The sequence below is a fragment of the Delftia lacustris genome, assembly GCF_040267515.1.
GTDB lineage: Bacteria > Pseudomonadota > Gammaproteobacteria > Burkholderiales > Burkholderiaceae_C > Comamonas > Comamonas tsuruhatensis.
In genome coordinates this window covers 4397603-4411803 of the sequence record NZ_CP141274.1, presented here as the reverse complement: position 1 = coordinate 4411803, position 14201 = coordinate 4397603, and the positions used below count along the sequence as shown (strand labels likewise).

At 64.8% G+C, this 14201-nt stretch carries 12 protein-coding genes; 10 read left to right on the top strand and 2 right to left on the bottom strand.

The features are described 5' to 3' along the window. Positions 1–6: 6 nt before the first annotated feature. Positions 7–2616, top strand: coding sequence for an integrase family protein (locus tag U6958_RS21485; protein ID WP_012204584.1), 2610 nt, complete (start codon positions 7–9; stop codon positions 2614–2616). Continuing rightward, positions 2613–3293: a gamma-mobile-trio protein GmtX gene (gene gmtX, locus U6958_RS21480; protein WP_012204585.1), complete on the top strand. Its 681-nt coding sequence runs from the start codon at positions 2613–2615 to the stop codon at positions 3291–3293. Before U6958_RS21485 ends, gmtX begins: the two co-directional genes overlap by 4 nt. A 181-nt stretch (positions 3294–3474) precedes the next feature. Here the strand turns inward: gmtX and U6958_RS21475 are convergent, their stop codons facing one another. Both U6958_RS21475 and U6958_RS21470 read right to left on the bottom strand, forming a co-directional pair. Beyond that, entirely contained in the window at positions 3475–3810 is a 336-nt protein-coding gene (locus U6958_RS21475; protein ID WP_016448891.1) for a hypothetical protein, read from the bottom strand. Then, on the bottom strand, positions 3807–4796 hold the full coding sequence (locus U6958_RS21470) for a DnaJ C-terminal domain-containing protein (protein WP_016448890.1): 990 nt from the start codon (positions 4794–4796) through the stop codon (positions 3807–3809). Before U6958_RS21470 ends, U6958_RS21475 begins: the two co-directional genes overlap by 4 nt. Positions 4797–4964: 168 nt before the next feature. On the opposite strand from U6958_RS21470, the gene U6958_RS21465 reads away from it, so the two are divergent. From U6958_RS21465 to truB, 8 genes are all read left to right on the top strand, one after another. Then, entirely contained in the window at positions 4965–5792 is an 828-nt protein-coding gene (locus U6958_RS21465) for a c-type cytochrome (RefSeq protein WP_016448889.1), read from the top strand. Then, positions 5789–7129: a cytochrome c gene (locus tag U6958_RS21460; protein WP_074923286.1), complete on the top strand. Its 1341-nt coding sequence runs from the start codon at positions 5789–5791 to the stop codon at positions 7127–7129. Before U6958_RS21465 ends, U6958_RS21460 begins: the two co-directional genes overlap by 4 nt. A gap of 10 nt (positions 7130–7139) precedes the next feature. Beyond that, on the top strand, positions 7140–7541 hold the full coding sequence (locus tag U6958_RS21455; RefSeq protein WP_016452383.1) for a thioredoxin family protein: 402 nt from the start codon (positions 7140–7142) through the stop codon (positions 7539–7541). 278 nt (positions 7542–7819) lie between these two features. Next, positions 7820–8398 (top strand): ribosome maturation factor RimP, encoded by a 579-nt coding sequence (rimP, locus tag U6958_RS21450; RefSeq protein WP_026062108.1) that lies wholly within the window; start codon positions 7820–7822, stop codon positions 8396–8398. 86 nt (positions 8399–8484) lie between these two features. Further along, positions 8485–9972: a transcription termination factor NusA gene (nusA, locus tag U6958_RS21445; RefSeq protein ID WP_074923287.1), complete on the top strand. Its 1488-nt coding sequence runs from the start codon at positions 8485–8487 to the stop codon at positions 9970–9972. A gap of 23 nt (positions 9973–9995) precedes the next feature. Continuing rightward, a complete protein-coding gene (gene infB, locus U6958_RS21440; protein ID WP_016448884.1) occupies positions 9996–12851 on the top strand; it encodes a translation initiation factor IF-2 in 2856 nt (951 codons plus the stop codon). 6 nt (positions 12852–12857) lie between these two features. Beyond that, positions 12858–13229 (top strand): 30S ribosome-binding factor RbfA, encoded by a 372-nt coding sequence (gene rbfA, locus U6958_RS21435; RefSeq protein ID WP_016448883.1) that lies wholly within the window; start codon positions 12858–12860, stop codon positions 13227–13229. A gap of 4 nt (positions 13230–13233) precedes the next feature. After that, a complete protein-coding gene (truB, locus tag U6958_RS21430; RefSeq protein ID WP_047217232.1) occupies positions 13234–14199 on the top strand; it encodes a tRNA pseudouridine(55) synthase TruB in 966 nt (321 codons plus the stop codon). The last annotated feature ends 2 nt before the right edge of the window (positions 14200–14201 follow it).

The following is a 14201-nucleotide window of genomic DNA, read 5'->3' as shown; positions in this document are numbered from 1 at the left end:
ATCCGTATGACCGAAAAGAAAACAACGACTACGGCCAAGTCATCTACCGCCCCGGCTCCCAAGGTCAAAAGGGTCTCGCGTAAAAGCGACATCACCCTGCGCTGGGTCGAACTGGAGCATCCACAACTCGAGGCCTGGCGCGTATTGGCAGTGGAGTGGCTCCAAGGGGAAACGAGCGGGGTTGGGTGGAGGCTTAATGCCTTGGCGGCCTTCTTCGAACGCTACCTCGTCCAGCAGGGGCTGCCGCTTGACCCCTCGGTGTTCCTGGCCCGCAGCACGGTCCTGCCGGACTTCTACCGCACGACCTGCCCGGATTCAGCGAATGGCATCCAGTACAACAATAACATCCACGCCTTCCTGCACTTCGTGCTGCTGCGGGAGTTCAGCGAAGCCGACGACAATGGCCAACCGGTGGTCTCACCAGCCTTCCGCAACCCTGTGCTCCGGATGTCCAAGAGTGGCCTGCCCAGGCGGGATGAGAGCGTCCACTCGCCACTGCCCTATGGGTACATTGACGAGTTGCGGCAAATGCTGGCAGCAGGCCCAAACTTCTGCGACTGGCCGTGGGCGCAGAGCGCTCTGGGTGTGGAAATTGGCCAGCGCGGGCAAGGTGCACCTGATTGGTTTGAAGTGACCGAGGGCCAGATTGACCGGAACGACCCCGACTGCGTGTGGCGAGTCCGCAAGGTGAGTCCGAAATATCGCGGTGGCCAGGTGCTGGAGATGTGGAGCCCGGTGCGTTGGGTTGCCCTGCTCGTGAAGCTCATCCTGCCGCTGCGAACCTTCCAGGTGCGCATGCTCGACTCGGGCGAAGCGGATACCTGGCGCTATTCAGCGGGTGAGTGGACTTTGAATACGAACCGACTTGCACGGGGCAGCGAACGACGCCCCCTCCAGCAAGGGGTGTTTCGCCGCAGCAACCCGCTCTCCGATGGTAAAGATGCATCAACCGTGCTTCACATCAACACCAACAAGACTGCGGACATCGCCAAATCCGGTACAGAGAAAGGCTACGTGTTGCCCTGGTCCTTAGGTGGACCGGTACATCAGGACGTCTTTTACTGGCTAGAGAAGCTGCGCAATTGGCAGGAGAAGTACAACCCCGTCTCACGGCGCGCAGCTTGGACGGAACTGGATGGCCGCCACATCAAGGCGAAGAGCGAGGTGCAGCTCGCTGGCTATCCTGACGCTTGCTTCCTCTTCAGGTTCCCGGAGGCCCGAGACGACGAGCGGCATCTGGCGATGGTGGATGGTTCCATGGATAGGGCGTGGTTCGTTCTGCTGGAAGCGCTCGAACTGCGACTCGCCGACCTGGGTGAAACCCACCGTAACGGAAACCCGATTCGCTTCCTCCCGCCGCCAGAGGAGCAGAACAATGGGCGGACAACCCTCTTCCCGCTGCACAGCCTGCGCGTCTCCCTCATCACCGCACTGGCTCTGGAAGGGCAGGTACCGTTTCCGATACTGCAAAAACTCGTCGGCCACAGCCGGCTGCTGATGACGCTCTACTACACCAAGCCCGGCGCAACCCACATACGAGATGTGCTGCATGGTGCTGCGGAGCGGCTGGAGGCGCGCAAGGAATCAAGCATCCAGAACTTCCTACTGGATACCGCACACGACGAACTGCTGCAAAAGGCCATCTGCAACAGCGTGCCCAGCCTTGCCGCTGCCATCCCGCAGCATCCCGCTGCGCGCAACCCGGTAGGCTGGATGCCGATGCACCATGGTCTGTGTCTGGTCGGTGGCAACACGAGTGAGACTGAGGATAACGGCGTTGTGGGCGGCTGCTATAACGGCGGGCCAAACCTAGGCTCACCTTCCGCTCCGAAGTACGGAGCGGTTCCGGGCGGCAGTCGCAATTGCGTGCGTTGCCGCTGGTTCGTGACCGAACCACACCACCTGCCTGCGCTGGCAGCCCACTTCAACACACTGGCCTATCACTTCGACGAGGCACGCAACGCCTGCCTTGCGCGCGAACAGGAGCTTCAGGGCCTGAAAAAGCAGAAGGCTGACGCGGAGGACGCTGGACATCCGTTTGCTTGCCAGGACGCTTACCGGCAGGCCGAGCGGGTGTGGGAAAGCGCGATGAAGCGCTTCAGCGACTTGGCCGAAGACTTGGTGGCCTGCTGGCGTCTTATTGAGCGCTGCAAGGCTGCGCTGAATGCCGCAGAAGGCGACGGCACGCAACTGGTCACGGTCGGCGAGGTGGCCGACGTGCAGGTTGCCTTTGAGGAGACGGACTCCGAACTGCTCCAGTTGAGCGGTGTCTGCGACAGCGTCGAGGTCTACCCCGACCTGGAGCCGGGAAAGGCGGTCTTCCGCCGCAGCCAACTCCTCGATGGTGTGCTCTATCGTGACGACCTGCCACCCGTGTTCATGCTTCTGGGCGAGCAGGAGCAACTGCTCGCGGGCAACGCCTTCATGCGAAGACTGGCCCAGCAGATGAACGCTGCGAATCCCGTGCTTGGCCAGCGGGAGGTGATTCGCCTGATGGACGCAGGCGTACGCCTCAGCCAGCACTTCAACATGGACCTCGCTTCGCTGCTGCACGCCGACCGCCCGGTTCAGTCGTTCCCCTCCGGCCCCCGACCCTTGACCGGAGACGCAGCATGAGCGGCATGACGGACATCCACCCGGACGCCGTGCTTGCGTCGCTGCTCGACAAGGGCGGACGCTCCAATCGACAGGCCAACCTGGCCAAAATGCACGAGCTTTGCCGCCGGCAGCACGCAGCCGGCTCGCGCGACTTCTCCCTGCCGGCCATCGGCCGCCTAGCTGAAGCCGAAGGCATCCTGAAAGGCCGAGCGCTCTACAACGCCCAGTCCGCCGACTATCGGGTGCTCATTAAAGCGTGGTCCGCCTATGCCGGACCCGCTGAGCCCAAGCTACCCAAAACCTTGGCGAGCCATGACTACCTGATGCGCATCGAAGACCCTGCCATCCGCTCCATCATGCAGGCCGTCATCGCTGAGCGCGACAAGCTCAAAGCGCAACTCAACGTGCTGAAGGCCCACACGCTGGTAACCGTGGATCGACGTCCCTTAGGGGCGACCATCTCTGCTGCTCCGGGGACACTGCCGGTGGCTGTCCTCGCCCTGTCTGCGCAGTTGACGTCGTCGGAGCGTGAAGCCTTGCAGAAAGCGGTTTCGGCAAGCTACCTTGAAGAGCGCGGCTTGAAGGAAGGCAGCCACGGCGAAATCGTCAACGAGCGCGGACGGACGGTGTTCGAGGTGGGCTTTGCTCGTGCCGTTCGCAAGGTGCTGGGCGAATCCACGCCCAAAATTCCATGAAAAAAGCGCCGAAGTTGCCCTCGGCGCTTTGTAGTTACGATGTATTACGATGTATCTCTACACCGCAATGACTCGTAGAAAAAAATCAATTCTGACAAGGCTCTACGCTCATTCACCCACATCCTATGTATGTTTAGGGAATGAGTCAATTAAAGGGCTTTTGCTTTTGGGGCGAATGCGCTCAGTGCTGCAGTGCCTGGAGCTTGCGGCGCAGCATCTGCACTTCCTCGATCAGGTCCGCCGTCAGCGCGGCCAGTTGAGGGTCGGCATCGAAGCTGTGCTCCAGATGGGCTATGCGGCGCGCACGCACCAGCATGTGGCTGCTGAAGCGCCACTGTGCCTGCGCGTCGGCCGCGTCGCCGGCCGGCTCGTTCTCGCAGTACAGCACCCCGGTCTGCACGCGCTCCACCACCCAGGCGGTGTTGCGCTGGCAGTGGCGGGCGAGATCGTGCAGATCCAGTGCGCCTTCATCCAGCAGTTCTGCAGGTTCGTAGAAGGGATACAGCGGCGTGCTCATCGCGAGGCTCCTTGGCCCGTGCCGTGCTGGCGGGCATCGAATGAGGGGAAGGCCTGGGCCAGTGCCTCATAGGCCTTTCGCTGGGCGTCGGTCTGCGGCTCCGGCAGGCTGATGCCCAGCACCAGATACAGATCGCCTGGCGTGGCGGCGGGCAAGCCCTTGCCCTTGATCCGCAGCTTGCGGCCTGCGCGGCTGCCGGCAGGGATGCCGACATCGAATTCGCCGGCAATCGTGGCGAGACGGACCGTGCCGCCCAGCGCGGCTTCCCAGGGCGCGAGCGCGATGGGCTGATAGACATCCTTGCCCTCGGCCCACCAGCGCGGGTCGTGGCGCAGATGCACCTGCAGCAGCAGGTCGCCTGCAGGACCCTTGCCCAGGCCCTGGCCGCCCTGGCCTGCCAGGCGGATCATCTGGCCCTCGCGCACGCCCTTGGGAATGCTGACCTGCAATTCCTTGTCCCGCGCCACCGGCCGCCCGTCCTCATCCAGCACCGTGCTGCGCAGGTGCAGGCTGCGCTGGGCGCCGTGGTAGCTGTCCAGCAGGTCCAGCTCGATGCTGGCGTGCTGGTCCTGCCCCCGCAGGTCGGGTGGAGGTCGGTGCTGCCCGCCGCCCGCATGGCGCGCGCGGGCGCCCTGGCCGAACATCTGCGAGAAGAATTCGCTGAAATCCGCATCGCCGTCCGGCATGGCGCCATCGCCGCTGCGAAAGTGGAAGTCCTGACCTTCCCAGTCCGGTGGCGGCTGGAATCCGCCGGCGCCTGCGCTGCGGCGGGGCGCATCGGCCAGCGCGTCGTAGGCGGCACGCTTTTCGGGATCGGACAGCACGGCGTTGGCTTCATTGATCTCGGCCATGCGTTGCGAGGCATCCGCTTCCTTGCTGATGTCCGGGTGGTACTTGCGCGCCAGCTTGCGGTAGGCCTTCTTGATCTCGTCAGCACTGGCCTGCCGGTCCACGGCCAGGATGCGGTAGTAGTCCTTGTATTCCATGAATTTCCGTCCTCCAGCCCTTGCGGGCGATGTTCTGGACAAGCCAGAAGCCAGCATAGCCCGGTCATGGCAGGGTCTCAACCGATGGGCCTTTTCCTGCTGGACTGGCATCTTGTGACGGGTTTACTACATTCGCGCGTCGGCAGGACGCAACAGGAGGCGTCGGACATGGCACATGGCAGGCGATGGCGGTACGGGACAGGGCTTTCAGGCGTCAAGGGGGCAAGGAGCTTGCTGGGCGCATGGCTGGCGGCCTGTGCATGCGGCGTGATGGCGCAGTCAGCCCAGCCGGCACCGGGCGTGCCGATGGCGGACCTGCCCCCCGCCGTGGTCAGTGCGCCTCTGCCCGATGTGGGCTCCATGGCGTCCAGGGTGCTGGCCTGCACGGCTTGCCATGGTCCCGAGGGACGGGCCACACCCAGCGGCTACTTTCCTCGCATTGCGGGCAAGCCTGCGGGCTATCTTTACCGCCAGCTCAAGAATTTCCAGCAGGGGCGCCGCAGCTATCCGGCCATGAACCGGCTGATCGAATTCATGTCGGACGACTATCTGCGCCAGATCGCCGTGCATTTCGCAAGCCTTGAGCTGCCCTATGCGCCGCCCGTGCCGGCGCAGCTGCCGCCCGCCGACCTCGCGCGTGGCGAGCAGCTGGTGCTGCAGGGCGACGCGCAGCGGGGCCTGCCCGCCTGTGCTGCCTGCCATGGCCAGCGGCTCATGGGCGCGGGCGACGATATCCCGGGTCTGCTGGGTCTGTCACGCGACTATCTCAACAGCCAGATAGGCGCCTGGCGCTCGGGCCAGCGCCAGGCGGCCGCTCCCGATTGCATGGACCAGGTGGCCAAGGCGCTGACGCCGCAGGAAGTCGTGGCCGTCACGGCATGGCTGTCGTCGCGGCCTGCATCGGCGACGCCGGGAGGGCGCGAGGCCTTGGCGCGCTCCTTGCCGCTGCGCTGCGGTGCGGTGGCCGCTGTGGGCGGTCAGGAGGGCAGGCCATGAGTGTCCAAGTGGAAAATCCGGCCAGCGCGAGCGTACGCGGGCGGTGGCCCCTGCTGGCTCTTGTGGTCCTGGCCCTGGTCCTGGTGGGGCTGCTGCTGGTCTGGCTCAACCTGCGGGGGGAGCAGGGGGTTCATGCCTATGGCCACGGCGGCTGGTCGGGATCGACCGAAACACAGGCCGCCCTGGTCGAGCGCGGCGCCTACCTTGCGCGGGTAGGCAACTGCGCTGGCTGCCACACGGCGGCGGGCGGTGCCGAATATGCGGGCGGGCGGGGCTTGCCCACCGCGTTCGGCACGCTGTACACCAGCAATCTCACCTCCGACAAGGAGACGGGCTTGGGGCTGTGGTCGGCGCAGGACTTCTGGCGTGCGCTGCACAACGGGCGCTCGCGTGGTGGGCGCCTGCTGTATCCGGCCTTCCCGTATGACAGCTACACCCGCGTGACGCGCGCCGATTCGGACGCCTTGTTCGCCTATCTGCAAAGCCTGCCCGCCGTGCGCGCGCAGACGCCGCTGCATGCGCTGGACTTTCCCTATGGCTGGCAGGGGTCGCTGGCCGTCTGGCGGGCGCTGTTCTTCTCGCCGAAGGATTGGCAGGACCAGCCAGGGAAGGCCCCGGCCTGGAATCGCGGCGCCTATCTTGCCCAGGGGCTGGGCCATTGCGCGGCCTGCCATGCGCCGCGCAATGGCCTGGGTGCCTCCGGCCAGGCCATGTCCGGCGGCTTTGTGGCAGGGCAGTCCTGGTATGCGCCTTCGCTGCTCGATCCCGGCGAGGCGGGTGTGCGTGCCGGCCAGGAATCCGCCTGGGTGCAGTTGCTGCAGACGGGGTCCGGCCCTTCAGGCTCGGCACTGGGCCCCATGGCCGAAGTCGTGGCGCGCAGCACCCAGCACTGGCAGCCAAAGGATCTGCAGGCGCTGGCTTCCTATCTGCAGGAGCAGGGCGCTGCTGCCCCATCTGCCGGCACAGACGGGCACGGCGCCATCAAGGCTGTGCAGCCTGGGCAGATGGCCTTGGGGCGGGCCGTGTACGAACGGCAGTGCGCGGTCTGCCATGGTGCGCAGGGCCAGGGAACACCGGGCGCGTTTCCTGCGCTGGCCGGCAATGCCTCCGTGACCATGGCCGAGCCGCGCAACCTGCTGCTGGTGCTGCTGGACGGTGGCTATCCCCCGTCCACGCGGCAACAGCCGCAGCCGCATGGCATGCCGCCCTTTGGCCATGTGCTGTCTGACGCACAGGTGGCCGCCGTGGCCAGCTATGTGCGCAATGCCTGGGGCAACAAGGCGGCGGAAATCGGTACCATGGAGGTTTATCGCGCCCGGGAAGGGCGTGGTTTCTGAGAGGTTTTCCATGGATTCAATGGCCGGCAAGCTGCCGGACGACAGCGCGGCAGCCAGCCCCTGGTGGGTGGTTTGCCTGTGTGCGCAATGGTGCGGCGTTTGTAACCAGTACCGGAGCGCGTTTGCGGAGCTGGCCACCCAGTTCCCGCAGATGCACTTCGTCTGGCTTGATGTCGAGGACCGCGAGGATGTGGCCGGGGACCTGGACATCGAAACCTTTCCCTCTGTGCTGATCGCTGACGGCGAGCGCGCGCGCTTTCTGGGGCCGGTGCTGCCCCAGCCGGGCGTTGTGGCGCGCATGCTGCAGTCATTGGCCCAGGACCCTGGCGCGGCCCCGGCCGACCCCGCCGAAGCGCAGGCCCTTTTGCGGCGGCTTCAGTCGGCGCAGGCGCTTGAGCGCGTGGGCGCCTGAGCATCCGGCGGAGGGGTGTCCGCCCTGGCCTGGGCTGCCTTGCGCAGTGCCTGCCAGCGCCTGTATTTGTACGGCGCGAACTTGGCCTGAAGGTCGTTTGCGGATACAATGGCATATTCACGACCAAACGGGCGGGTACCAACCGCCCTTTTTTTTGGGCGATCTTCGGGCGACCTTAGGGATTGCCATGGGGCTCGGCGCTGTTGGGACATGGCTGCTGCCAAGGTTTCAGGGGCGTTCCGGGTCTTTTGTGTTTGCAGGATTGAATTTAATTACACGTGGCACTACAGCAAATCGTTGAACAAACCGTGACAGGTCTGGGCTATGACCTGGTGGAAATAGAACGCTCGGCAGGCGGGCTGTTGCGCGTCACAATTGATTTGCCTTGGCAGCCCCCGGTGGAGGGCGAGCCGGTGGTGCCGGAGCAGTTCGTGACAGTCGAGGACTGCGAGAAGATCACGCGCCAGCTGCAGTTCGCGCTGGAGGTCGATGGCACGGATTACACGCGCCTCGAGGTCTCCTCCCCGGGCATCGACCGCCCCCTGCGGCATGAGCAGGACTTCATCCGCTTTGTCGGGGAAGTTATCGACCTGACCCTCAAGGAGCCCATCGGCGCTGCCGCTGAAGGGCAGGTCAGCGCCAATCGCAAGAAATTCCGCGGCACGCTGGAGCGTGCCGAAGGTGGTGGCTGGCAGATCGTCTGGAGCGACGAGCCACCCGTCAAGCCTGGCCAGAGGGTCAGCAAGAAGCGTGTTCCCGCGCCCCTGCAGGCGCTGGGTTTCACGCTGGAGGAGCTGCGCGAGGCGCGTCTGGCTCCCCTTGTGGATTTCAAGGGGCGTTCTGCCAAGCCGGTCTGATCGGAGCGGGCAGGGTACGTCGAATCATTGGGGCAGAAGGGCATTGCCATCCCCTTTCTGCGTGATTGAAATAGGAGAGTCGTCGCATGAATCGCGAATTGTTGATGTTGGTAGAAGCCATTTCGCGCGAAAAGAACGTGGAGCGCGATTTGGTGTTCGGTGCAGTGGAATCGGCCCTGGCCCAAGCCACGAAGAAGCTGTACCAAGGTGAAGTGGACATCCGCGTGGCCATCGATCGCGACAGCGGTAACTACGACACCTTCCGCCGCTGGCTGGTGGTGCCCGATGATGCGGGCCTGCAAAACCCCGATGCCGAAGAAATGCTGATGGACGCACAGGACCGCGTCCCCGGCATCTCCGAAGGCGAGTACATCGAGGAAGAGATCGAGTCGGTGCCCATCGGCCGCATCGGTGCGATGGCGGCCAAGCAGGTCATCCTGCAAAAGATCCGCGATGCCGAGCGCGAAATGCTGCTCAACGAGTTCCTGTCGCGCGGCGACCGGATCTTCACGGGCACGGTCAAGCGCATGGACAAGGGCGACATCATCGTCGAGGCCGGCCGTGTCGAAGGACGCCTGCGCCGCAGCGAAATGATCCCCAAGGAAAACCTGCGCAACGGCGACCGCGTGCGGGCCATGATCATGGAAGTGGACGCCACGCTGCGCGGCGCGCCCATCATCCTGTCGCGTTCGGCGCCGGAGTTCATGGTCGAGCTGTTCCGCAACGAAGTGCCCGAGATCGAGCAGGGCCTGCTGGAGATCAAGAGCTGCGCTCGCGATGCCGGCAGCCGCGCCAAGATCGCCGTGCTCAGCCATGACAAGCGTGTCGATCCCATCGGCACCTGTGTCGGCGTGCGGGGCACCCGCGTCAACGCCGTCACCAATGAATTGGCTGGCGAGCGCGTGGACATCGTGCTGTGGTCCGAGGACCCCGCACAGTTCGTGATCGGTGCGCTGGCTCCGGCCAATGTGTCGTCCATCGTTGTGGACGAGGAAAAGCACGCCATGGACGTGGTGGTTGACGAGGAAAACCTCGCCATCGCCATCGGCCGTGGCGGCCAGAACGTTCGCCTGGCTTCCGAGCTTACCGGCTGGAAGATCAACATCATGGACGCGGCTGAGTCTGCGCAAAAGCAGGCGGACGAGTCTGCTGTTGCGCGCCAGCTGTTCATGGAAAAGCTCGATGTGGACGAGGAAATCGCCAACATCCTCATCGAGGAAGGTTTCGAGACCCTGGAAGAAGTGGCCTACGTGCCGCTGCAGGAAATGCTCGAAATCGAGGCGTTCGACGAAGAGACGGTGAACGAGCTGCGCACCCGTGCGAAGGATGCCCTGCTGACGCAGGAAATCGCGCACGAGGAAAACGTGGGCAAGGTGTCGCAGGATCTGCTGACGCTCGAGGGAATGACTCCGAAGATCGTGGACAAGCTGGCCGAGGCCAATGTGCACACTCGCGACGATCTGGCCGATCTGGCCATCGATGAGTTGACCGAGCTGACCGGGCAGACCGAGGAAGAAGCGAAGGCTTTGATCATGAAGGCGCGTGAGCACTGGTTCACCGAAGGGCAAGAGTAAGGTCAGGGAGGTTCAGAGCATTTATGTCCAGTAATACGGTTGCCGAGTTTGCAAAAGAGCTCAACAAGACCCCTGACACGTTGCTGCAGCAGCTCAAGGCTGCAGGCGTCGCCAAGGACAACGCATCGGATGCGTTGACCGACGGCGACAAGCAGCAACTGCTCAGCCATCTGCAGGCCAGCCACGGAAGTGGCGCCAAGAAGATCACGCTGACCAAACGGTCCACCAGCGAGATCAAGCAGGCCGATTCGTCGGGCCGCGCCCGCACCATCCAGGTGGAAGTGCGCAAGAAGCGCACCTTCGTCAAGCGCGACGAGGCCGCCGAAGGCGCCTCCGACCCCGCTGCCGTTGCGGCTGCCCAGGAGCAGCGCGCGGCGTCGGAGCGCGAATCTCAGGAATTGGTGCGCCGCGAAGGGGAAGCACGTCGCCAGGCCGAAATGATCGGCCGGGAGGAGGAAGAATTGGCACAGCAACGCCGTGAGCGCGAAGAGCGCGAGCTAGTCCAACAGCGCGAGCGCGAAGCCGAAGAGCGCGCAGCCGCCTATGCGGCTGCCGAAGCCGCAAAGATTGTCGAGGCCAACCGCGCTAAGCAGGAAGCCTCGCGCGAGCAGGCTGCCGGCCAGATAGCGCGCGCCGAAGCCCAGCTCGCGGCACGCGCCAAGGCCGAGGAAGAGTCCAAGGCCCGTGCGGCCGAGGAAGCCGAACGCGCCAAGGATCTGGAAGACCGCCGCCGCAAGGCGCTGGCCGAAGCCGAAGCCATTCGCGCCATGATGGCCGCGCCCAAGAAGGTGCTCGTGGCCAAGAAGCCCGAAGAGCCCAAGCCCGTGGCAAAGCCTGCAGCGCCTGCTGCCGCCGATGCCAAGAAGACCACGCTGCACAAGCCCGCTGGCACGACCGCCGGCGGAGCCGGTGCGCGCGCGCCTGCCGGCGCCGGCAAGGAAGTCAAGTCCGCCAAGCTCTCCTCGAGCTGGGCCGGCGATGGCAAGAAGAAGGAAATCAAGACCCGTGGCGACAGCTCCGGTGGCGTGGGCGGCCGTTCCAACTGGCGCGGCGGCCCGCGTGGCGGGCGTCGTGGCAATGACCGCAATGACGGACAGCACCAGAGCGCGGCAACGGAATTCCGCGCCATCGAAGTGCACGTGCCCGAGACCATCACCGTGGCCGAGCTGGCGCACAAGATGTCGGTCAAGGCATCCGAGCTGATCAAGGTGCTGATGAAGATGGGCCAGATGGTCACCATCAACCAGCCCCTGGACCAGGACACGGCCATGATCGTGGTCGAGGAAATGGGCCACACCGCCAAGGTCGCTGCGCTGGACGATCCCGAAGCCTTCACGGCCGAGGAAGTGTCCCAGCAGGAAGCTGCCCAGGAGTCGCGCGCCCCCGTGGTCACCGTCATGGGCCACGTGGACCACGGCAAGACCTCGCTGCTGGACTACATCCGCCGCACCAAGGTTGCGTCGGGCGAAGCCGGCGGCATCACCCAGCACATCGGTGCCTACCATGTGACGACGCCCCGCGGCATCGTCACCTTCCTGGACACCCCGGGCCACGAGGCCTTCACGGCCATGCGTGCCCGTGGTGCACAGGCCACCGACATCGTCATCCTGGTGTGCGCTGCCGACGACGGCGTGATGCCCCAGACCAAGGAAGCCATCAAGCACGCGAAGGCGGCGGGTGTGCCCATCGTGGTTGCCATCACCAAGGCCGACAAGCCCGATGCCAACCTCGACCGCGTCAAGCAAGGCCTGGTGGCCGAGCAGGTGGTGCCTGAAGAGTACGGCGGCGAGTCCCCGTTCATCGCCGTGTCTTCCAAGACCGGCCAGGGCATCGACGAGCTGCTGGAGCAGGTCCTGCTGCAGGCCGAAGTGCTGGAGCTGACCGCTCCCGTGGAAGCCGCTGCCAAGGGTCTGGTCATCGAAGCGCAGCTGGACAAGGGCCGCGGCCCCGTGGCCACGGTGCTGGTGCAGTCCGGCACGCTGAAGGTGGGCGACGTGGTGCTGGCAGGCCAGACCTACGGCCGCGTGCGCGCCATGCTGGACGAAGACGGCAAGCAGACCAAGTCCGCTGGCCCCTCCATCCCGGTGGAAATCCAGGGTCTGTCCGACGTGCCCCAGGCCGGCGACGACTTCATGGTGCTGCAGGACGAGCGCCGCGCCCGCGAAATCGCGACCTACCGCGCCGGCAAGTTCCGCAACACCAAGCTGGCCCGCCAGCAGGCTGCCAAGCTCGAGAACATGTTCGCCGAAATGGGTGCGGGCGAGGTCCAGACCCTGCCCATCATCGTCAAGGCCGACATGCAGGGCTCGCAGGAAGCACTGGGCGCATCGCTGCTCAAGCTCTCCACCGAAGAGATCCGCGTGCAGCTGGTCTACTCGGGCGTGGGCGGCATCAGCGAGTCCGACGTGAACCTGGCGCTGGCCTCCAAGGCCATCATCATCGGCTTCAACGTCCGGGCCGATGCCCAGGCGCGCAAGACGGCCGAGAGCAACGATGTGGACCTGCGCTACTACAACATCATCTACGACGCCGTCGAAGAGGTGAAGGCAGCGATGTCCGGCATGCTGGCTCCCGAGCGCAAGGAAGAGATCATCGGCATGGCCGAGATCCGTACCGTGTTCGTGGCGTCGAAGATCGGCACCGTGGCTGGCTCGTACATCACGCAAGGCCAGGTTACGCGCAATGCGCATTTCCGCCTGCTGCGCGAGAACGTGGTCATCTACACGGGCGAGATCGAATCGCTCAAGCGCCTGAAGGACGACGTCAAGGAAGTCAAGGAAGGCTTCGAGTGCGGTATCAAGCTCAAGAACTACAACGACATTCGCGAAGGCGACGTGCTCGAAGTGTTCGAGATCAAGGAAATCGCGCGCTCGCTGTAATTCGACATGGCAACACGCAAGTCCGCTGCGCCGAACCGCAGCTTCAAAGTCTCCGACCAGATCCAGCGGGATCTGGCGGAGCTGATCGCACGCGAGTTGAAGGACCCGCGCGTGGGCATGGTGACGCTGCAAAGCGTGGAGGTGACTCCGGACTATGCCCACGCCAAGGTCTACTTCAGCCTGCTGATCGGCGATCCGCAGGAGACGCAGGACGCCCTGAACCAGGCCGCAGGCTTCCTGCGCAACGGCCTGTTCAAGCGCCTGCACATCCATACCGTGCCCACGCTGCACTTCATCTACGACCGCACCACCGAGCGTGCGGCCGACATGAACGCCTTGATCGCCAAGGCCGTCTCCTCGCGCGGGAAGGAAGAGTAGCCCCATGAACGCGCCACGCACAAGGGTGCAGCGGCGCCCTGTGCATGGGGTGTTGCTGCTCGACAAACCGCTGGAGCTGTCCAGCAACGACGCCTTGCAGAAGGTCAAGTGGTTGCTGCGCGCCGAAAAGGCCGGACACACCGGCACGCTGGACCCATTGGCCACCGGCGTGCTGCCGCTGTGCTTCGGTGCGGCGACCAAGTTCAGCCAGTTGCAGCTCGAAGCTGCCAAGACCTACGAGGCGATTGCGCGCCTGGGCCAGACCACGACCACGGCCGATGCCGAGGGCGAGGTGCTGCGCGAGCGCGCCATCGATCCCGCCGCCCTCACGGCCGAGCGGCTTGCCGCCGTGCAGGCGCAGTTCACGGGCTCCATCCGCCAGGTGCCGCCCATGTACAGCGCGCTCAAGAAGGACGGCAAGGCTCTTTATGAATATGCGCGTGCCGGCATCGAAGTCGAGCGACCGGCGCGCGAAGTGACAATCCACGCACTGGAGCTTTCGCTGACGCAAGACAGCCAAGGCCAGCCGGCGATCCGGATGCTGGTGACCTGCAGCAAGGGCACCTATATCCGCACGCTGGCGGAGGACGTGGGAGAGGCCCTGGGCTGCGGCGCGCACCTGCGCGCGCTGCGCCGTATCGACACCGGCGGGCTGGGTGTCGAGCGCTGTATCTCGCTGGAGGCGCTGGCCGCCATGGGCGAGGACGAGCGTCTGCAGCAGTTGCAGCCTGTCGATGCCTTGCTGGCCAGCCACACGGCTGTCACGCTGGGCGAGCAAGATGCGGCCCGTTTTCTCACGGGCCTGCCCCGCAAGGGCGCTTGGGCCGATGCCGAGGCGGTGGCTGTGTATGGCGAAAACCCCCAGGCTCTGCTGGGGGTGGGGCGCGTGGTGCGTGGGGAACTCATCCCCGCCCGCCTGCTCAGTTCACTGGAAATTCAACAGATTTTGGAAGACACGCCGCGCCCATGACG